Origin of the sequence: Pedobacter kyungheensis, from assembly GCF_000812965.1 — a bacterium.
Classification (GTDB): Bacteria; Bacteroidota; Bacteroidia; order Sphingobacteriales; family Sphingobacteriaceae; genus Pedobacter; species Pedobacter kyungheensis.
Genome location: NZ_JSYN01000004.1, coordinates 266,793 through 287,034, shown reverse-complemented (window position 1 = coordinate 287,034; position 20,242 = coordinate 266,793). Strand labels below are relative to the sequence as shown.

Genomic DNA, 20,242 nt, shown 5'->3' with positions numbered 1-20,242 from the left:
GTTCTTGTGTTTAAGAGACGTTATTGTTTTAATACAGCTGTTATTAATACTGCTACTGCAGATATCGAAGCAATTACGAGAGGCATTACCCTGGTATTGGTGCTATACTCGCTTGCTTTTGATTTATCGGGTTCTACATATACAATATCATTTTGTTTAAGGAAGAAGAAAGGCGAATTCATTACATCCTGGTTGTTCAGGTTTAATCTTTTCATTACGCGCTGTCCGTTTTGCTCCCTGATTACGAGCACATTATCACGTTTACCGTACACGGTCATATCGCCGGCCATACCTAAGGCCTGTAAAAGGTTAATATTATCTCCCTGAACAGTAAAATTTGATGGCCGGTTTACTTCGCCTATTACGGTTACCTTAAAGTTTACCAGCTGAACATCAACCACCGGTTTTTTAACATATTTATCAAGTTCTCTCGATATAGTGTTTTGGGCCTGCTCTATGGTTAATCCTTCTAACCTTACATTACCAACTACCGGCAGATTAATCATTCCGTCTTTATTTACCCGGTAACCTTCTACCTTATAGTTGTTTTCGGCGCTGGGTGCTTTGGTGTTTACGGCAAACAATACATTCGATTCCTGATTTAAGCTATTAATGCTTACACTTAACAGGTCGTTCTGCTGTATTTTTACCTCTTGCGATGGTAATTTCTCATCGCTGGTTTGTTTAGCCAGGTTACTAAAATATACTAAGTCTCTTCTTGGAGCGCAGCCTGTTGCAAGGCATGTATATATGGCGATAAATAATATTACTTTTTTCATAGCTTAAGTAATCGTTTGGTTTGTGATTCGATTTATTGAGAACTAAGCTATGCATTAAAGACCCAATGTTTTATAGGCTAAAGGGGGTTGTAATTAAATTGTATAATTAACAAACAGCATATACAATAATCCAGTAACTATACGCATTAATTATACAGGATTTGTGAATTTTCTGGCGCAGAAGATGTAAAAAAACAAGCGCGGTTTTTGACGAAAAATAACCCGATTAGCAGAAAAATTTAATCGCAAAAAACTAAAAAACGTCAGAAATTGATTTAACATTTAAAAAAGCTGTTTAATACTACAATAAACCCGATGATTTTTGGCCTTTTTTATTCCTCATTTTTAAAAACCGGTCAGTAAGGTTGTAATTTTTTAAAATCGAGTGAGGTTGAAGCTTCAATATGAGCCCCTGGTATTTTGGTTTAAGGCCATTTTCGCCTGGTTGTGCAACCACTTTTACAGGTGTATGACCTGGCTTTTAAATATTAATTTTTGGCATTGCATGCCGGTTAATTTCGATTTTAGCCTTTTGGCACTTGTAAAACGATTAACATTCTGGCCGTGGCCAAAATATAGCCTGGCAAATCATTACTAAAACAGCCCGGTTGTGCAAATGTGAAAACTGTAAACAGGGGTATGCAATAACTGTACAGTATGCATTTAAGCCCGTTAACAAGGCTATCTAATACCTAAATTAGTAATTCACCAAAAACTAAATTATGAACGTTATTATCTATGGAACAGGAAAAATGGCCGAATTTATTTGTTATTCATTTACGAAAGACAGCCCTTATAATGTAGTTGCCTTTTGTGTTGATGATGCCTATGTGCCACCCGCAGGAAGTACATTACAAAACCTACCTATTTTAAGCTTTGCGCAGGTAACCAAAGATTTCCCTCCCGATGCCCATAAAATGCATATTGCCATAGGTAGAAACAGTGCGCGTGAAAGTGTATATAATAAGGTAAGCGCAGCGGGATATGGCTTTGCCAGTTATGTTTCCTCAAAAGCCAATGTTTGGCCCGATTTAGTGATGGGACACAATACCTTTATTGATCAGTGCTGCGATATACAGCCTTTTGTAACTATCGGCAATAACTGTATGCTCATTGGAAGCAGGATTGGCCACCATTGCACGCTTGAAGATAATGTATTGCTTTCGGGCAATATCCTGGCTGGCAATGTAACTGTGGGTCAAAACTCCTTTTTAGGCATCAATTCTGCCGTAAAAGAAGATGTAATTATTGGCACACACAACATTATCGGAGCTGGGGTTTTCATCAATAAAAACACCGAAGACTACGCCATCATTACAAATGCTTCTGCACCACAGCGCATAGGCGATTCTAAACGATTTGTGATGTTTACCAAAGCGCAGGAAGCAAAACCGGCCTAAAACAAAAAAATAGTCAGGCTTAACTAACCTGACTATTTTTTTACGCTCTTTAAGTGGCTTTTGGCCAACTCCCGCTAAATTTTTATGCTTTTACTCGCGCTTTTTTGCAATTGTGCATTAATGCGTTTCAGCACATCATCAATATCAAAAGGTTTGCTGATATAATCATCTGCAAAGGCATCAATAGCTTTTTGCTCGCTATTATTTTGTGCCGACATTACAATAATCGGGATGTGTTTGGTAAAAATATCCGTTTTTAAATCTTCACAAATCTCTGCTCCGTTACCGTCAGGCAGCATCACATCCAGCAGGAAAAGATCAGGCATGGCATCCTGTATATTCTTTTTCAATTCTGCAAATGACGATGAAAGCTGCAATTCAAAGCCTTCATCACTTAACAGAATTTCAATCACGTTTCTGATTTCCTGATCATCCTCTAAAATGTGTATTCGTTTTTTTTCCATGTTCAAATTATAATTGTTTTGGTTTATCGTTTGGCTTGCTATACGATAGTAACTGTAACACCTAAACTCTCTAAATGTTTTACAATTTGTTCAGAAATTCCTTTATCAGTTATAATATGATCTATTTCTTCCAATCCGCATATCTTTCCAAAGCCTCTTTTGCCAAATTTAGTCGAATCGGCCAGTACAATTGTCCGTTGCGATGCCGCAATCATTTTCCGGTTTAAATGGGCCTCCATTGCGTTGGTGGTAGTTAAACCAAAATCGAGGTCTATGCCATCCACGCCTAAAAACAGCTTGTTAAAATAGAAATCCTGCAAAACCTGTTCGGCATAAGCACCCATTACCGACGACGAGCTTTTTCTCAGCAAGCCACCCAGCTGAATTACCTCTATACTCGGCTCGCGCATCAACTCAAGCGCTACATTTAAAGCCGAAGTAACCACTGTTAAATTAGCGGCCGGTGCAATATTTTTGGCGAAATAAAGTACTGTAGTGCCAGAGGCAATAACGATCGAATCGTTATCGTTTAGCATGCCGGCTGCAGCAATACCTATTTTATGCTTCTCGGTCGATTGTAGTTTTTCTTTTTCGTTAACCGGACGGTCAACAGTATATGGATTATTTACAGTTGCCCCGCCGTGTGTTCTGAAAAGCAGGCTCTTATCTTCCAACAGTTTTAAGTCCTTTCTTATTGTTACAGACGAGACTTTCAATTCCTTACACAAATCAACTACGTTGATGTATTGATCACGTTGTAGCCGACTTAAAATAAACTGATGTCTCTCAGCCAAATTCATCATAACATATCTAATTACGGTGCTGCAAAATAACAATAAAAACAGGCTTTAACCTATTTTATAAAAATAATTAATAAATTTTTAATCTGCTTATTATATTATTTCGATTGCGATTTGTTATAATTGCGTATTGTTTCGTTTTATAATATTAAGAAACATAACGAAACCTTATAGCCGACGCAAGTCGCGGTTAAGAATGCGGCGATTTATTGTTTTACGAACCTAACCATAGTTTTGGTAAGCCTTAAACACAGTCAGTAAGCAACATAATTGATTAACGAATGAGACCAATGAAGAGATTACACCAACATATACTTGCCGAAAACACGAATTGGGATCTGATTATTATTGGTGGAGGAGCTACCGGCCTGGGCACCGCTTTAGATGCCGCCAGCCGTGGCCTAAAAACCCTGCTGGTAGAACAGTCAGATTTTGCTAAAGGAACATCAAGCCGGAGTACGAAACTGGTACATGGTGGTGTACGTTATCTGGCCCAGGGAGACATTGCCCTGGTGCGACACGCTTTGAAAGAACGTGGGCTGCTCCAGCAAAATGCAAAACATTTGGTAAACAAAGAAGCATTCCTCATCCCCTGCTACAATTGGTTTTCTGTAATCAAATACCTTGCAGGTTTAACGCTGTACGATTGGCTTTCGGGCAAATACAGTTTCGGGAAATCGAAATATTTCAGCAAAACAGAAACGCTAAACATGATGCCGGGTATTAAGGAAAAGGGCTTAAAAGGAAGCATCAGGTATTATGATGGCAAATTCGATGATGCCCGCTTGGCCATCAACATTGCCCAAACAGCTATTGAAAACGGCGCCATTTTGTTAAATTACACCAAAGTAACTGCGCTGTTAAAAAGTGAAGGCGAAGTAGTTACCGGTATTGAAACAGAAGATGTGCTTACCGGACAAAAAGCAAAGCATTACGGTCAGGTAGTAATTAACGCTACTGGTGTTTTTGTTGATGATATTTTGCAGATGAACAACCCCAGTGCAAAAAAACTGGTACGTCCGAGCCAGGGCGTTCACATTGTGCTGGATAAAAGCTTTTTAAACAGTGAATCGGCGCTCATGATTCCTAAAACATCTGATGGAAGGGTATTATTTGCCGTGCCCTGGCATGAACATTTACTGGTTGGCACTACCGATACACCGTTAGATGAGCACAGCCTGGAGCCAAGGGCTTTAAAGCAGGAGGTTGATTTTATTATGAGTACAGCAACAAGTTACTTTAAGCGCAAACCATTAGAAAAAGATATTTTAAGCGTTTTTTCGGGCCTGAGACCACTTGCTGCACCTAGCAACAACAATGGCAACAGCACCAAAGAAATTAGCCGCGACCATAAATTAATGGTTTCTGCCAAAGGCTTAATTACCATTACAGGAGGCAAATGGACAACCTATCGCCGCATGGCCGAAGAAACGGTAAACCTGGCCATTTCGCATGCCGGGCTTGAAGCGAAAGCGTGCGTAACTGAAAATTTAAAAATTCATGGCAGCATCGAGGTTGCAGGAGACCATTACCTGAATATTTATGGTTCAGATCGTGGCAAAATTGAAGCATTAATGCAGCAAAACCCTGATCTGGCAGAAAAGCTGCATCCCGGTTTCCCTTACACCTGTGCCGAAGTAATATGGTCGGCAAGAAACGAAATGGCCGAAACAGTAGAAGATATTTTAAGCCGCAGGATGCGTATTCTTTTTATAGATGCACAGGCAGCTAAAGATATGGCACCCAAAGTGGCTGCTCTCCTTGCGCAAGAATTATCAGCAGATCAGGATTGGGAAACAAATCAGATTGAAACATTTAATACCTTAGCCAATGGCTATATTTATCATTCAACACAGATAAAAACCGAAACGGCTTAGCCCACTAACCAAATTCTTAATTATGAGCAAGTACATCCTGTCTCTCGATCAGGGAACCACAAGTTCGAGAGCAATTATTTTTGATCACAACGGCGATATTACCGCTATTGCGCAGCGCGAGTTCACACAAATTTATCCCCAGGCAGGCTGGGTTGAGCACGATCCGATGGAAATATGGTCAACACAACTGGGCGTTGTAACCGAAGTAATTGTTAAAGCCGGCCTAACCGTGAGTGATATCGATTCGATCGGCATTACTAACCAGCGCGAAACAACTGTAGTTTGGGATAAAGAAACCGGCATGCCCGTACACAATGCCATTGTTTGGCAAGACCGGCGCACTTCTGCTTATTGTGATGAAATTAAGGCTAAAGGCCTATCTGTTAAGATACAGGAAAAAACCGGACTGATTATAGATGCCTATTTCTCGGCTACTAAAATAAGGTGGATACTCGAAAATGTTGCCGGCGCCAGGGCAAAGGCCGAAGCGGGAAAACTGGCCTTCGGCACCATTGATAGCTGGCTGATCTGGAAATTAACTGCCGGAGAGAAACATGTTACCGATGTAACCAATGCCTCACGTACCATGATTTACAACATCCATACCTTAAGCTGGGATGATGAACTGCTTGATCTTTTTGGCATTCCGAAACAAATGCTACCGGAGGTAAAATCATCAAGCGAAGTATATGGCCAAACGGCTGGTAAGATTTTAGCAGCTAAAATTCCTATTGCAGGTATTGCCGGCGATCAGCAATCGGCTTTATTTGGCCAAATGTGTACCGAAGTGGGTATGGTAAAAAACACCTACGGTACTGGCTGTTTTATGCTGATGAATATCGGAACAACACCTAAAATTTCGGAAAACAATTTACTCACCACTATAGCCTGGCAGATTAACGGCGAAGTACAATACGCTTTAGAAGGCAGTATTTTTATTGGTGGCGCTGTTGTACAGTGGCTTCGCGATGAAATGGGCTTAATTTCCAAATCGGCCGATGTAGAAACTTTAGCTAAAAAAGTGAAAGATACCGATGGCGTGTACGTAGTACCTGCATTTGCGGGTTTAGGTGCCCCACATTGGGATCAGCACGCGCGTGGCACCATTACCGGCTTAACCCGGGGTACCAACAAATCGCATATTGCGCGTGCAGCGCTTGAAAGTATTGCCTACCAAACCATGGATGTTTTAAAAGCCATGGAGGCTGATGCCGGTGTAAACATTGCCGAACTTCGTGTTGATGGCGGTGCTACAGCCAATAACCTTTTAATGCAATTCCAGGCCGACTTGCTGAATTGTAAAGTAATCAGGCCAAAAGTAACGGAGGTTACCGCAATTGGCGCAGCTTACCTCGCTGGCTTAGCTACCGGTTTCTGGAAAGATATCGACCAGATCAGATCGCAATGGAAAATAGACAAAACTTTTGTTGCGGAAGCAGGCATAGACAATACAACCAGAATAAAAGGCTGGAACAGAGCCGTAAAAGCAGCGAGAGTAAACGCAGAAGATTAATTATATCCGCATAAGATTTAACGTATGAACATATATCTAGCAGAATTTATTGGCACCGCATTAATGATCCTTTTGGGTAACGGAGTGGTAGCCAATGTAGTACTTAAAGGTACAAAAGGAAATAATGGTGGCTGGATTTCTATTACCACCGCCTGGGCGCTTGCTGTATTTGTTGGTGTTGTGGTAGCCGGACCATATAGCGGTGCACACCTGAACCCCATTGTAACATTAGGTTTAGCCATTGGTAAAGGTTTTAACTGGGAATTAGTTCCTTTTTACATGCTGGCGCAGCTGGCCGGTGCCATGACGGGCTCCTTCCTGGTTTGGGTAATGTATAAAGATCATTTCGATGCAACCGAAGATCCGGGATTAAAAGCGGCTCCGTTTGCAACAGCTCCGGCCATCAGAAACAAGGCTTCTAATCTGGTTTCTGAAATTATAGGAACCTTTGTACTCATTTTTGTAATTTTCTATTTCACCGATGCCAGTATGGGCACAAAAGAAAATACTACACCCATTGGTTTAGGATCGCTGGGAGCTATACCTGTTGCATTTTTGGTTTGGGTAATCGGTTTGGCGCTGGGAGGCACAACTGGTTACGCCATTAACCCGGCAAGAGATTTGGGGCCGAGAATTATCCATGCCTTAATTCCGATGAAAGGTAAAGGTAGCAGCGACTGGGATTACGCCTGGATACCTATAATTGGTCCTATAGCTGGCGCTACTTTAGCTGCAGTAGCTTACTTGTTTATGCATAAATAGGCCTGATTTAAAAGGATCGTCATTCCCGCGAAAGCGGGAATCTTAAAGCTATGACTTTGTTATTGCCCATCCGACAGTAATCGGATCAAGTTGGGAATGACGACCACATTGTTAGCAACAAACTGCAAAAATCTACTGGAAAGCAGCCTTCCCTACCTGTTCATCACCCAGATAAACCCAGATTGCTCCTTTCAGGTATTTGGTAAAAGAATCTTTCATATCTGCCAGGGTTACTTTATTAAAATTAGGTACCATATCATCAACAAGGGTATAACTTCCCAGTACTTCTGCTTCGCCTAAATCTTCTACAATAGAGCTTGCACTCTCCTGGTGCCTGTAATAACCATCGCGGTGGTCTTTTTTTAAGGCATCGAGATACCGCTGACTGTATTTTCCTTCTTTAATGTTATTGTAAACCGTAACCATGGCCTGAAAAGCCTTTTTTGGTTGGGTTGTACTTACATACATAGAACTATATGGAATCTGCTGTACTTTAATGGTTGCTCCAGGCGCGTACGATAAACCTAAACGCGTTCTCAGCTCATAGTTCATACTGCCACTTAATGCATTAATAATTAAAACAAAAGCATGATAATCAGGACTATTCATGGTTGGCGCATTCATAATGCAACTCATATAATTTGTAGCAATATCTCTTCGCTCGACCACCAAACGCTCGCCAGTTAACATTTTACGGTCGTAAACAGGGGGAGTATAGGCTTTCGACTTAAGTTCTTTAAAAGAAGCTTGTATTTTTTGTTCAAGCGCCTCTTTGGTAATCTTGCCGGCCACCACCAGGAACATTTTATTTTTGTTTAGCAGCTCGTTATGATAATAATTGCTAACCATTTCGGCAGTAAATGCACCTACCGTTTTACTGTTACCTAAAGGGTTAATGCTGTAAGGCGAATCTTTAAACATACTTTCCATGCTCATTTGCTCAACCCTTGTTTCAGGATCAGACTGACTGTGGTAAATAGCCGATATCATGCGCTCTTTAGTGGTTTGGAATTCGTTTTTATCAAATGCCGGATTAACCACAGCATCAGAAAACAGTTTCCAGCCCTGATCCAGATATTTGGAAATGCAATTCATCGTGATGGTTCCATAATCAGTTGTAGAGGAACCTGAAATAGCGATTCCATATTCATCGGCAAGTTCCTGATAATCGACTACACTGTAATTTTTGGTGCCACAGGTAGCTGCAGCAGCAAGCGCCAGATTTTCTATACCTGCCTGTTCAGCAGTGTAGTTCATTACACCGCCCCGAAAAAACATACTAATGCTAACCGTTTCTTTTTCGGTAGGTTTTAAAATCACTTTTAAACCATTAACATCAAATGAAATGGCTTTTGTTTGCGCGTTGCTATATTGGTACAACAGTGCAAAAACAATAAAAAATATAATTCTTTTCATGAGATCGGGTTAATTAGTCGGTTTAAAAAATGTTTCAGGTTTTACTGTTTTCATACTCGCATTATCCATCATTAAACCTGCACAATAAGGTTTATCTTTAATGTATTTCTGTACATAATCCAATAAATCCTTTCTGGTAACTTTATTTACCTCTTCTTCATAATGGGTATAATAATCGATTGAAGCTGATGCCCACCAAAAAGAGAGTAAATGTGCGTAATCTGAGGTTACTTCTCTCCTTTCCACCTGTTCGATGGATAACAATCTTTTTGCGCGTTCTATCTGAAGGTCTGATAAATAATCTTCATTGGCCCAAAGCGAAATCTGCTTCAACACCTCATCATAACATTCTTTCACTTTTGCCGGATTGGGGCTAACCATTAAGCTTATCGGGCCAGTATATTTCTGTGTATAATAATTTACGTCAGCTTCCTGCGCCAATCCCGAATTAATCAAAGCCTGTTTCATTTTCGAACCGTTCTGATTAACAATAAATGAAAACACATCGGCTGCATAGGTTGCCGGAATATCGTTGCGTGTATCAGGGCCGTGCCAGCTAAACAACATATAAGGCACAGGGCTTTTATTCGATTCAACCAGATAATAATCGTTTTTAGTTAATGGCTTAAATTCAGGAATAGGCCATTTTACAAAAGGATCTACTTTTGATGGTTTCCAGCCGCTAAAAATATAATCTACATAACCAAAGGCATCATCAACCTTAACATCGCCGGCAATAACCAGCACCGAATTGTTTGGCCAGTAATATTTGTTTTTAATCGAATCCATTTTGGCTGGCGTAGCCGATAAAATTACCTCATGGCTGCCAATTACGTTTTTACGCGAATAATTAGAACCCCACATGTGGCGGGAGTTGGCTTCCATTAAAGCAAAGATCGGGCTCGACTCATGCCGCGTAAATTCAGCATTCACCACTTCATTTTCAAGCGCCATATCTTCTTTAATAAACTTCGGATAGCGGATTGAAGAATTCATCAGGCTTAAGCCAGCTTTTAAATTAGCAGCCGGAAGGGTAAAAAAATAATTAACCACCTCTTCTCTTGTAGTGGCGTTTGAGTTGATATCCAGATCATTCATTCTGCCGTTAAGGCTTTCAAAATCAGGATAATCTTTATTCGCCTTAAAGAAAAGGTGTTCGTATAGGTGGCTAAGACCGTTAAACTCATCGGTTTCGGTAAAAGAACCATTCCTGCAGGCCATTTCGATAGTAACCAAAGGTACCGTACGGTCTACAACAATCAATACTTCGAGGCCATTGGCCAGCTTTTTGAAGTGCATATTTTCAGCAAGCTTCTTTTGGGCAAAAGCAGAACCCAAACACATAATACATGCGAAAACGCAAAATAATCGTGAGAGCATAATTTCAATTCATTTTTTGCGGCAAATAAGTGCAAATCTTTTACTTTATCAAATAATATATTCACAATTTGAAAATAATTTTCTGTGCAGCGCTTTGACTGAATTATTATCGTTTATCGCCCTTATTAATTACCTTTGATCAAACATCAGCCTTTAACTGTAAAAACTAACCAAGCAATTTGTCAGCATATTTCCTCATAGTTGATACTGAAACATCGGGTCTGCCCAAAAATTGGTCGGCACCTTATGCTAAAGAAAACAACTGGCCGCATATTGTTCAAATTGCCTGGATAATTTATGATGCCAATTACCAGGAAGTGAAACGCGAAAACCATTACCTGAGCAATACGGGTTTTGATATTGATAAAGCAGCGCAAAAAATCCACAACATTAGTGCAGAATATTTGCGCTTGCATGGTGAAAATAAAGAAGAAATTATGCTCAGGTTTTACGAAGATATTAAGCAGTATAAGCCTTTGGTTGTAGGACATTTTATTGAACTCGATTATCACATGGTGAACGTAGAATTATTTAGGATGGGTAAGGAAAATGTTTTTAAAGACCTGCAGTTTTTCTGCACCATGAAAGCAAGTGCCTTATACATTACCGATGCTGTAATCAATCACCTCAAACTTGATAAATTTTATGCCATATTATTTAACGAGGTGCCGGAGAATATGCATAACGCTCTTGCTGATGCATTAAGTGCAGCCAAAATTTTCTTTCACCTGATAGAAAGCAAAAAAATCAGTTTATCATCAGTGTATAGCCAGCAACACAACTTTAACCGCGAAAAGAAGAAAGCAGAAGCATTTTCATTCAAAAAAATTTTAAAAAGTATTTTTAATGGAAGATAAACTAGCCGACCGCATTTATACAGCCCGTATCGGCGATATCACCTTAAAAAAAATAGTGAGTTGCGGCCCTGCTACACCAATTTTTGAAGCCGCGATTAAAATGGCCGAGCAAAAGACCAGCTGTCTTTTTATAAAAGATGAATCGCAGGCTTATCTTGGTTTCGTAACAGATATTACGTTAAGGGATGAAGTGATTGCCAAACAATTAAATACCAGTCTGGCTATTGAAACTGTTATGGACCGCAATATTGTAACCATAACACCCGATGCTTACGTTTACGAGGCTATTTTGATGATGTTCAGCAAAAAATCGCGCTATTTGCTGGTTAACGATAATGGCAATTACGTTGGTTTTTTAAGCCGCAATAGACTGTTAAGCGAGCAGGCGGAATCTCCCCTGGTTTTTATTCAGTCGGTAAAATCGGCTGTTAACACCAGCGATCTGAAACTGAAATGGCAAAAAGTACCGCATATTGTTGCACAACTCTTAAACAGAGGCGTGCATGCCAAAATTGTTAACGAAGTTATTACCACCATTGCAGATACCATTTCATTCAAAATTATTGAAGAGGTAATTACCAAACTTGGTCCACCACCTGCAAAATTTGTGTTTATGGTTTTGGGTAGCGAGGGACGTAAAGAAGTAAGCCTTAAAACCGATCAGGATAACGCCATTATTTACGAAGATACCCCGGAAGATAAAAGAGCTGCTGTACGCACCTATTTCCTTGACCTGGCTACACAGGTTTCAGATAAATTAAACTATGTTGGCTTTGTATATTGCGATGGTGATTACATGGCGACCAACCCCAACTGGACCCACTCTTTATCGCACTGGAAATACAATTACAAAAACTGGATCGAAGAAGCTTTGCCTGAAGCAGCTGTAAAATTTGCAGCTTTTTTTGATTGCCGGGCTATTTATGGCGATTTAAGCATCATGGAAAGTTTGAGGTCTTTCGTAGATGAAGAACTGCAGAAGCCCATTGAAAAATTTTATGTGTACCTGGCCAAAAATGCCCTGTTGTACGAACCTCCGCTTACCTATTTCAGAAACATCAGAACGCAAAAAATACATAAGAAAGAGGTTTTCGATATTAAAACAGCCATGACGCCCATTGTTGATCTGGCGCGGGTTTATGCATTACAAAACAGGATATTTCAGAAAGAAAACACAGGCGAACGTTTAAAAACCCTAAAAGAATTGGGTGTTTTTACTGAAGGGCAGTTTAACGAACTTTCGCAATCTTATTATTACCTGATGGCTTTAAGATTAAAACACCAGGCCAATTTAATTATTAACCATCAGGCAGCACCCAATAACTTTATTGAAATCGATACACTCACTAAAATCGAAAAAGTAACACTGGTCGAAATCTTTAAAATTATCCTTTCCTTTCAAAGTGGAATCAGAATGAAATTCACCAATACATTAGGCTAAAAGATTACAGCTATTTTCTAATTATTTTTGATTACTGAAGCACAAATTAACACCTGTGATCTGGCTTCTGGTCGCTCTCCTATCTCAAAATTTAATTTGCTGGCTTTCCATTTTTTGATTTAAAAAAACACTGTTGTTTCCATTTAGCTGCTTCAGCCGCAAAAACAAAGCTAACAAGTCTCACAAATACTACATCTCAAAAATTACGGCAATAACATAAGATCAACAAGTCTGCTTTAACCAGACAATCAAACGTTTGCGTGTTATAATCAACACATTTTTTTGGCTTATGGAAAAAAGCGCTGAAAATATACAGCATATGTTTTTCAGGTATTATTATTAAATGTATTTCAGACAATTATAACACAAACGTTTGCGCTGATTTATTTTAACGAAGTACAATTCCTGTATGTAACTTAAGGACTACAAAACAAGCAGAAACTAACTTATTACGCATCATTTTTAATCAAAAAGTTGAGAGATAGCGGCCAGGTTTGGCAAATATTGATGATGTGATCTTAAAAAAAGATCAGGACATGTGGCTGAGATCAGCACGTTAAACAAGGCATTATTAACCAAATTGCATATTATCAATTCCTAACCTAAAAATTATCTGATGAAAAAAAACAGTCTACTTTTTGCAGGCCTTGTCTCCGCCTGTCTGTTTGCCCTATCTTGTAAAAAGGCCGAAACCTTACAACCAGAAGAAAAAACGCCAACCATTAGTCACAAAATGGCAACGGCAAACATTGTTACACAAACGCGCAATGTAAATGTTGTGTATTTTGTGCCAAATGATCTGGATACCCTAGCAGGTTACAGAAAAAGATTAAGCGACCTTTTACTGTGGACCCAGGACTGGTACAAACAGGAAATGAACAGGAATGGCTATGGTAACAAAACTTTTGGCCTGGCCGATGATGGCTCTGGAGGCGTAAAAATTCTAACTATCAGAGGAAGTTTGCCCAAAAGCAGTTATCCTTACTCAGGTGGTTCTGGTGCAGTTGCAAGCGAAGTTAATGCTTATTTTGCAGCCCACCCTGCCGATAAAACCAGCGACCATACTTTAATTATCATACCTAGATACTCCATCGGCTCGAATGGCACGCCAAGCGGTGGTCCGTTTTATGGTACCGGCCGTTGGTGTTACGCCCTTGATTATGAAGAAATGGATATTGCCAACCTTGGCTTAAACACAACGGTAGGTAATCGCTTCAGCGTTTGGTTTGGTGGTATGGTGCACGAACTGGGCCATGGCTTAAATTTACCACACAACAGACAAAAAGTTTCTGAAAACTCAACACTGGGCATGGCATTAATGTGGGCCGGTAACGGAACCTTGGGTAAAAGCCCGACCTTTTTAACTGCCGCCGATGCTGCCATTTTAAATGCCAACCAGGTTTTTAACAACAACTCCAATACCTATTATGGCTCAGTTACTACCAATATCCCTAAAATTTATGCCAGTTACGATAGCGGCCTGGCATCAATCGTAGTATCCGGAAAATTCACCTCAACGGGTAACGTAACCAGTATCTTGTATTACAACGATCCCAATGTAAATAACGAAGGTACCGGCGTTAACAAAGATTATAATGCCATCACCTGGGAATCGAAAAAAATTGGCACAGATAGCTTCAGGGTTGTCATGCCTATTGCCGATTTGCAGGAAAAAGCTGATGGTATTCCTTACGAACTGAAAGTGAAACTGGTACATGATAATGGCACAGTAACCGAACAGATTTATGCTTATACCTTTTCGGGTGGCTTACCTGTGTTGGGATTCTCAACTAAAAACGAGTTAAGTAAAACCGGCTGGAGCATTGCTTCATTTAGTTCAGAAGAAACCAGCGGCGAAGGTGCAACAAACGGCAGGGCCATCAGGTTAATTGATGGAAACGCAAGTACTTACTGGCACTCTCGCTGGTCAACCTCCGCAACTACCTACCCGCATAATGTGGTAATTAATTTAGGTTCTTCGAAAACCGCTACAGGTTTAAGTTTAACGCAAAGAAGTGGTTTAAGCAGGGCCATTAAAAACTTCGAACTGTTAACCAGCACAGATGGCGTTAACTTTACTTCGGTAAATAATTATGTTGCGCAAAACGTTAACGGTGCACAGTACTTTGATTTTGGAAGCGCCAAAACCTTCCAGTACTTTAAAATTATTGCTAATTCGGCGCAAGATGGCCTTCAGTTTGCCAGCTTAGCAGAACTGGGATTGTATTAAAAAATTCGTCATTGCGAGAAGGAACGACGAAGCAATCTTAAAGCGTATGCTGGTAGCGACCGTTGTAAGATTGCTTCGTCGGCTGAAAAGCCTTCTCGCAATGACGATCCCTTTTTTATCGCTATAACATTCCGCGTTAAGTTTTCTTTAATTCTCATACCCATATTGATTTTGCTTACAAACTTTTATAACTTAAGTATAAGGCATTTTAAACCGGATAATTAAAATCAGTATTATGGGAAAATTTGTAATTACTAAAAGGTCTAACGGCGAATATCAGTTTAATCTGAAAGCCGGTAATGGTCAGGTTATTTTAGCCAGCGAAGGTTACGCAGCAAAATCAAGCTGTGAAAACGGCATCGAGTCTGTTAAAAAGAACGCACAAGACGATTCTAAATTCGAAAAGAAAACCTCGAGCAATGGTAAGTACTATTTTAGCCTAAAAGCTACCAACGGACAAATTATTGGCTCGAGCGAAATGTATGAAAGTACAGCTGCAAGAGATAATGGTATTGAATCTGTTCAAAAGAATGCACCAGATGCAGACACAGATGATCAAAGTTAGATGCACAAAAAAAAGGGAACCAGTCTGGTTCCCTTTTTTAAATATGATTATCGTCGAAACGAAAATTCTATTTTACTGCATCAATTACAGCTTTGAAAGCTTCTGGGTGATTCATTGCTAAATCAGCCAATACTTTACGGTTTAAACCGATTTCTTTAGAAGCTAGTTTACCGATTAATTGAGAGTAAGAAATACCGTGCTGACGTGCACCAGCGTTGATACGTTGGATCCACAATCCGCGGAATTCTCTTTTCTTAACTTTACGGTCACGGTATGCATATTGCAAACCTTTTTCTACTGTGTTTTTAGCAACAGTATAAACCTTACTTCTTGCTCCCCAATAACCTTTGGCTAAATTAAGGATCTTTTTTCTTCTTCTTCTCGAAGCTACTGCGTTTACCGAACGTGGCATGTTGTTGTTGTTTTTTGGTAAGCGGCGTCCAACTAAGGAACTTTAATGCCTGATACCTGGTGAAATTAATGAATTACTTTCCGATGCAAAGCATACGTTTTACGTTACCTGAATCTGCATCTGTTACAATTCCTGCATTTCCAAGCGCACGTTTACGTTTAGTACTCATCTTGGTTAAGATGTGACTTTTGTATGCTTTGTTTCTTTTGATTTTACCTGTTCCAGTAAGCGAAAAACGCTTTTTGGCACTGGAATTGGTTTTCATTTTTGGCATAACCTGTTATTTAATTTATAAAATTGTTTTTATTTTTTTGCTACTTTAGGCGCAACAGTAAGGAACATACGTTTACCTTCTAACTTCGGTAATAACTCTACTTTTCCTACATCTTCCAAAGCCTGGGCAAATTTCAATAATAAAATTTCTCCCTGCTCTTTGTACACAATTGCTCTACCTTTAAAATGCACATAAGCCCTAACTTTCTCGCCGTTCTCTAAAAAGCTTACCGCATGTTTCAATTTAAACTGGAAATCGTGATCGTTGGTGTTAGGACCAAAACGGATCTCCTTAATTACAGTTTGTTTAGCATTAGCTTTAATTTCCTTTTGCTTTTTCTTTTGCTCGTAAACAAATTTACTGTAATCAATAATCCTACAAACCGGTGGTACGGCATTTGGAGAAATCTCTACCAAATCCAATTCCAGTTCATCAGCAAGCGCCAAAGCTTTCGCCAAAGGATAAATCCCCGGTTCAACATTATCGCCAGCTAAACGCACTTCTGGCGATTTTATATACTGATTAATGTTATGCTCTGCTTCTTTTTTCTTAAAAGGTGGACGTGGCCCCCTGTTAAATCCTGGTCTTCCTAATGCCAAATTTGTATTATTTTAATTTAAACTGTTATTTCTTTTCTTAATAAATTGTTGAACTCTTCCAACGTCATTTCGCCTAAATCTCCCTCACCATGTTTACGTACAGAAACTTTACCTTCTGCCATCTCTTTATCGCCGATAATGAGCATGTATGGGATCTTTTTAACCTCCGCGTCGCGTATTTTACGACCGATTTTCTCATCGCGAAAGTCAATCAGCCCGCGAATATCGGAATTATTTAGTTCATCTAAAACTTTTTTTGCATAATCTTCATATTTTTCTGAAATAGGAAGAATGATAAACTGCTCCGGACTTAACCATAACGGGAAGTTTCCGGCACAATGTTCAATCAATACGGCAATAAATCTTTCTAACGAACCAAACGGCGCACGGTGAATCATTACCGGTCTGTGTTTCTGGTTATCGCTGCCGGTGTACTCCAGTTCGAAACGCTCAGGCAGGTTATAATCTACCTGAATAGTGCCCAGTTGCCATTTTCTGCCTAAGGCATCTTTAACCATAAAATCGAGCTTAGGACCATAAAATGCCGCTTCTCCGTATTCTACAACGGTGTTCAAGCCTTTTTCTGCTGCTGCTTCGATAATTGCAGTTTCCGACAGTTTCCAATTTTCATCAGAACCAATGTACTTTGCTTTATTTTCAGGATCTCTTAAAGAAACCTGTGCAGTATAGTTTTCGAAACCTAAAGATTTGAATACATAAAGCACCAGGTCGATCACTTTTTTAAACTCGTCTTTAACCTGTTCAGGCATACAGAACAAGTGTGCATCATCCTGAGTAAAGCCACGTACACGGGTTAAACCATGTAACTCGCCACTTTGTTCGTAACGGTATACCGTACCGAACTCAGCAAAACGCACCGGAAGATCTTTGTAAGAACGTGGTTTAGTTTTATAAATCTCGCAGTGGTGCGGGCAGTTCATCGGTTTTAAGAAGAACTCCTCTCCTTCCTGCGGGGTTTTAATTGGCTGAAACGAATCTTTACCATATTTTTCCCAGTGACCGGAAGTTACATACAGGTTTTTATGACCGATATGTGGTGTAACCACTTGCTCGTAACCAGCTTTAGCCTGTGCTTTAGTTAAGAAATTAACCAAACGCTCGCGCAAAGCAGTTCCTTTTGGCAACCACAATGGCAAACCCATACCCACTTTTTCTGAGAAAGCAAACAATTCGAGTTCTTTACCCAATTTACGGTGATCGCGTTTTTTAGCTTCCTCAATCATAGCCAGATATTCGGTAAGCTCGCTTGCCTTAGGGAAAGTTACGCCATATATACGGGTTAACTGTTTTTTAGTTTCATCGCCACGCCAGTAAGCACCAGCCACATTCATCAGTTTTACAGCTTTTACAAAACCAGTATTCGGAATGTGTGGACCACGGCATAAATCGGTAAATTGACCCTGAGTATAGAAAGTAATTTTCCCATCCTCTAAACCATCAATTAAATCGAGTTTGTACTCATCGCCTTTCTCGGTAAAATATTTGACAGCATCAGCTTTGCTTACACTTTCGCGCACAAAAGTTTCCTTTTGCTTAGCCAACTCAATCATTTTGGTTTCGATGGCTTTGAAATCGTCTGATGAGAATTCTTTATCTCCGAAATCTACATCATAGTAAAAACCGGTTTCAATTGCCGGACCAATACCAAATTTAGTTCCCGGATAAAGGGCTTCTAAGGCTTCGGCCATTAAGTGGGCTGATGAATGCCAAAAAGTTGATTTACCAGCTGCATCGTTCCAGGTTAACAATTTAACAGATGAGTCAGACTCAATTGGTCTTGTTGAATCCCAAACTTCGCCATTAACCTCAGCGGCTAATACGTTACGGGCTAAACCTTCAGAAATTGATAATGCAATTTGATGGGCAGAAGTGCCCTTTTCATACTGACGAACAGAGCCGTCAGGTAAAGTAATGTTAATCATCTACAACTATGATTTAAAATTTAAATAAAATGGTTTTAAAGATCACTTACAATGTGATTTTATTTTGTGCAAAGGTATGGATTTATTGATCAAAAAGCAAGATTTACTTTATATCACATCGCCACGGAGGCACGGATTAGCAGGGATTTTCTATAAAATCTCCGACGTTATACACTAAACGAAGTAGAAGCGCAATAAAAGGCTTCATATCCGTTCCAAACGCAATAAAATGCCCGAGATACACAGATTAGTACCTGGTTTCCCGGTTATGGCTGTTCACACGAGCATTTTATCTTGTTGATATGATTTGTATGGCTAAACCTTAAGCCTTACTTAAAAATTTATCCTTCAAATATTTACGTAAAGGGATATCGATAAACCGCATAATGAGGTAAGCCAAAATAATAAGTAGTATGACTGAAACCGGAATAACGCCAAAAAGCATCATGCCTTTTGGCTTCACTACAGCTACATAAGTAAGGTAAATCCATAAAAACGGATAATGCGTCATATAAAGTGGATAAGATATCTCGCCTGACAGCCTGCAGGTATTTTTTAAAGCCGGACTTAATGTGGCACCCGCACCTAACGCTACCAATAAAGGGAAATAAAGCAATACAATGATAGGCTCAGTAACCCAATTGTAATCATCATTATAAGGAAATAAAAAAGCTAATAGTAACAGTGCTGTAACACCTAAAAAGCCCAGTTTATTTTTAATAATCAGATTAAAGCGATAAACCAGCATACCGGCAGTGAAAGAATAGAGCACTCTTGCTCCGCCATCCCAAAAGTTTTGTCCGCCCCAGCCACCGCCGAGATTTTTTGCGCTAGAATAAACTGCGACATAACAAAGTACAGCTGCGCTTACTAAAACCAGGCTTATTAAGGCTTTCTTATTGATTTTATAGAGTAAAAGGATGTAAAAAATATTGGCTACATACTCCCAGAATAATGACCAGGCCGGCGCATTTAAACAAAATAAATTGGTATAACGCTCAGGCATAATCGGATATGGAATCAGGAATGCCGTTGTTAAAAACAATAATGCGGTTTTGCCAAAGCCGTAAACGGGATAGAAATCACTGAAGGGATCGAAGAGGAAAGTAAGCAAACCTAAAACCGCTCCTATTACAACCAATGGATGTAAGCGGATAAGTCTTAACTTGAAAAACTGCGTAATACCAATATGTGGAGCCCTGGTATCGTAAGCATAGGCAATTACAAAGCCTGATAAACAGAAAAAGAAATCGACAGCCAGGTAACCATGTCCGACAAAATTCTTGCTGTAATCGGTTATTGCAATCTCCATAAAATGGAAAATTACCACTACAATCGCGGCTACTCCCCTTAACCCGTCTAAAATTTCAAAATGTTGTTTGGTACTGAGTAAATTCGTTTTGTTTTCTGCTGTAATCACCTTGGTTAGTTTATATCTGACTCCAATAATAGGAAAAATGTCAGAATTACAATTAATGACTTCAAAAATGATACAAAAAAAGCCTGCTCCATGAATGGAACAGGCTGCTA

At 39.7% G+C, this 20,242-nt stretch carries 18 protein-coding genes; 8 read left to right on the top strand and 10 right to left on the bottom strand.

Going from position 1 to position 20,242, the window contains the following annotated elements:
* Positions 1-20: 20 nt before the first annotated feature.
* Positions 21-779 (bottom strand): polysaccharide biosynthesis/export family protein, encoded by a 759-nt coding sequence (locus OC25_RS05265; RefSeq protein ID WP_039472518.1) that lies wholly within the window; start codon positions 777-779, stop codon positions 21-23.
* A 722-nt stretch (positions 780-1,501) separates the two neighbouring features.
* Here OC25_RS05265 and OC25_RS05260 point away from each other — a divergent pair.
* Positions 1,502-2,179: an acetyltransferase gene (locus tag OC25_RS05260; RefSeq protein WP_052265969.1), complete on the top strand. Its 678-nt coding sequence runs from the start codon at positions 1,502-1,504 to the stop codon at positions 2,177-2,179.
* A gap of 74 nt (positions 2,180-2,253) precedes the next feature.
* Here the strand turns inward: OC25_RS05260 and OC25_RS05255 are convergent, their stop codons facing one another.
* Both OC25_RS05255 and OC25_RS05250 read right to left on the bottom strand, forming a co-directional pair.
* Positions 2,254-2,643, bottom strand: a complete 390-nt coding sequence (locus OC25_RS05255) for a response regulator transcription factor (protein ID WP_039472516.1) — start codon at positions 2,641-2,643, stop codon at positions 2,254-2,256.
* Positions 2,644-2,681: 38 nt separating this feature from the next.
* Entirely contained in the window at positions 2,682-3,446 is a 765-nt protein-coding gene (locus tag OC25_RS05250; protein WP_039472513.1) for a DeoR/GlpR family DNA-binding transcription regulator, read from the bottom strand.
* 287 nt (positions 3,447-3,733) lie between these two features.
* Between OC25_RS05250 and OC25_RS05245 the strand changes: the two genes are divergently transcribed.
* Genes OC25_RS05245 through OC25_RS05235 form a run of 3 tightly spaced genes read left to right on the top strand, consistent with a single transcriptional unit; the run spans position 3,734 to position 7,595 of the window.
* Positions 3,734-5,320, top strand: coding sequence for a glycerol-3-phosphate dehydrogenase/oxidase (locus OC25_RS05245; RefSeq protein ID WP_209435567.1), 1,587 nt, complete (start codon positions 3,734-3,736; stop codon positions 5,318-5,320).
* A gap of 22 nt (positions 5,321-5,342) precedes the next feature.
* Entirely contained in the window at positions 5,343-6,833 is a 1,491-nt protein-coding gene (glpK, locus tag OC25_RS05240; protein WP_039472510.1) for a glycerol kinase GlpK, read from the top strand.
* A 24-nt stretch (positions 6,834-6,857) separates the two neighbouring features.
* Complete coding sequence (locus OC25_RS05235; RefSeq protein WP_039472508.1) at positions 6,858-7,595, top strand: MIP/aquaporin family protein; 738 nt, start codon at positions 6,858-6,860, stop codon at positions 7,593-7,595.
* 132 nt (positions 7,596-7,727) lie between these two features.
* Here the strand turns inward: OC25_RS05235 and OC25_RS05230 are convergent, their stop codons facing one another.
* On the bottom strand, positions 7,728-9,011 hold the full coding sequence (locus OC25_RS05230) for a M16 family metallopeptidase (RefSeq protein ID WP_039472506.1): 1,284 nt from the start codon (positions 9,009-9,011) through the stop codon (positions 7,728-7,730).
* A 9-nt stretch (positions 9,012-9,020) separates the two neighbouring features.
* On the bottom strand, positions 9,021-10,310 hold the full coding sequence (locus tag OC25_RS05225; RefSeq protein WP_245221895.1) for a M16 family metallopeptidase: 1,290 nt from the start codon (positions 10,308-10,310) through the stop codon (positions 9,021-9,023).
* 260 nt (positions 10,311-10,570) lie between these two features.
* Here OC25_RS05225 and OC25_RS05220 point away from each other — a divergent pair, with 260 nt between their 5' ends.
* From OC25_RS05220 to OC25_RS05205, 4 genes are all read left to right on the top strand, one after another.
* On the top strand, positions 10,571-11,248 hold the full coding sequence (locus OC25_RS05220) for a 3'-5' exonuclease (RefSeq protein WP_052265968.1): 678 nt from the start codon (positions 10,571-10,573) through the stop codon (positions 11,246-11,248).
* Positions 11,238-12,689 carry a DUF294 nucleotidyltransferase-like domain-containing protein gene (locus tag OC25_RS05215; RefSeq protein WP_052265967.1) on the top strand — a complete coding sequence of 484 codons (1,452 nt, stop codon included), beginning with the start codon at positions 11,238-11,240 and terminating at the stop codon, positions 12,687-12,689. The genes OC25_RS05220 and OC25_RS05215 overlap by 11 nt, the downstream gene beginning before the upstream one ends.
* A gap of 616 nt (positions 12,690-13,305) precedes the next feature.
* Positions 13,306-14,919 carry a discoidin domain-containing protein gene (locus tag OC25_RS05210; RefSeq protein ID WP_039472503.1) on the top strand — a complete coding sequence of 538 codons (1,614 nt, stop codon included), beginning with the start codon at positions 13,306-13,308 and terminating at the stop codon, positions 14,917-14,919.
* A gap of 235 nt (positions 14,920-15,154) precedes the next feature.
* On the top strand, positions 15,155-15,484 hold the full coding sequence (locus OC25_RS05205; protein ID WP_039472501.1) for a YegP family protein: 330 nt from the start codon (positions 15,155-15,157) through the stop codon (positions 15,482-15,484).
* A gap of 67 nt (positions 15,485-15,551) precedes the next feature.
* On the opposite strand, the gene rplT is transcribed toward OC25_RS05205, so the two are convergent.
* The 5 genes from rplT to OC25_RS05180 form a co-directional block, all read right to left on the bottom strand.
* Complete coding sequence (gene rplT / locus OC25_RS05200; protein ID WP_025144714.1) at positions 15,552-15,896, bottom strand: 50S ribosomal protein L20; 345 nt, start codon at positions 15,894-15,896, stop codon at positions 15,552-15,554.
* A 73-nt stretch (positions 15,897-15,969) separates the two neighbouring features.
* Positions 15,970-16,170 (bottom strand): 50S ribosomal protein L35, encoded by a 201-nt coding sequence (gene rpmI, locus OC25_RS05195; protein WP_010600880.1) that lies wholly within the window; start codon positions 16,168-16,170, stop codon positions 15,970-15,972.
* A 29-nt stretch (positions 16,171-16,199) separates the two neighbouring features.
* On the bottom strand, positions 16,200-16,769 hold the full coding sequence (gene infC, locus OC25_RS05190) for a translation initiation factor IF-3 (RefSeq protein ID WP_051691975.1): 570 nt from the start codon (positions 16,767-16,769) through the stop codon (positions 16,200-16,202).
* A 17-nt stretch (positions 16,770-16,786) separates the two neighbouring features.
* Entirely contained in the window at positions 16,787-18,712 is a 1,926-nt protein-coding gene (gene thrS, locus OC25_RS05185) for a threonine--tRNA ligase (RefSeq protein WP_039472496.1), read from the bottom strand.
* Positions 18,713-19,034: 322 nt separating this feature from the next.
* Positions 19,035-20,132: an acyltransferase family protein gene (locus OC25_RS05180; RefSeq protein ID WP_039472495.1), complete on the bottom strand. Its 1,098-nt coding sequence runs from the start codon at positions 20,130-20,132 to the stop codon at positions 19,035-19,037.
* Positions 20,133-20,242 lie beyond the last annotated feature (110 nt).

Excerpts from the sequence above, each read along its gene's own strand:
- OC25_RS05245 (WP_209435567.1), top strand. The coding sequence starts at position 3,734 with ATGAAGAGATTACACCAACATATACTTGCCGAAAACACGAATTGGGAT.
- OC25_RS05210 (WP_039472503.1), top strand. The coding sequence starts at position 13,306 with ATGAAAAAAAACAGTCTACTTTTTGCAGGCCTTGTCTCCGCCTGTCTG.
- OC25_RS05230 (WP_039472506.1), bottom strand. The coding sequence starts at position 9,011 with ATGAAAAGAATTATATTTTTTATTGTTTTTGCACTGTTGTACCAATAT.
- rplT (WP_025144714.1), bottom strand. The coding sequence starts at position 15,896 with ATGCCACGTTCGGTAAACGCAGTAGCTTCGAGAAGAAGAAGAAAAAAG.
- rpmI (WP_010600880.1), bottom strand. The coding sequence starts at position 16,170 with ATGCCAAAAATGAAAACCAATTCCAGTGCCAAAAAGCGTTTTTCGCTT.
- OC25_RS05260 (WP_052265969.1), top strand. The coding sequence starts at position 1,502 with ATGAACGTTATTATCTATGGAACAGGAAAAATGGCCGAATTTATTTGT.
- OC25_RS05225 (WP_245221895.1), bottom strand. The coding sequence starts at position 10,310 with ATGCACTTCAAAAAGCTGGCCAATGGCCTCGAAGTATTGATTGTTGTA.
- OC25_RS05235 (WP_039472508.1), top strand. The coding sequence starts at position 6,858 with ATGAACATATATCTAGCAGAATTTATTGGCACCGCATTAATGATCCTT.
- OC25_RS05205 (WP_039472501.1), top strand. The coding sequence starts at position 15,155 with ATGGGAAAATTTGTAATTACTAAAAGGTCTAACGGCGAATATCAGTTT.
- OC25_RS05250 (WP_039472513.1), bottom strand. The coding sequence starts at position 3,446 with ATGATGAATTTGGCTGAGAGACATCAGTTTATTTTAAGTCGGCTACAA.
- thrS (WP_039472496.1), bottom strand. The coding sequence starts at position 18,712 with ATGATTAACATTACTTTACCTGACGGCTCTGTTCGTCAGTATGAAAAG.
- OC25_RS05255 (WP_039472516.1), bottom strand. The coding sequence starts at position 2,643 with ATGGAAAAAAAACGAATACACATTTTAGAGGATGATCAGGAAATCAGA.
- glpK (WP_039472510.1), top strand. The coding sequence starts at position 5,343 with ATGAGCAAGTACATCCTGTCTCTCGATCAGGGAACCACAAGTTCGAGA.
- OC25_RS05215 (WP_052265967.1), top strand. The coding sequence starts at position 11,238 with ATGGAAGATAAACTAGCCGACCGCATTTATACAGCCCGTATCGGCGAT.
- OC25_RS05265 (WP_039472518.1), bottom strand. The coding sequence starts at position 779 with ATGAAAAAAGTAATATTATTTATCGCCATATATACATGCCTTGCAACA.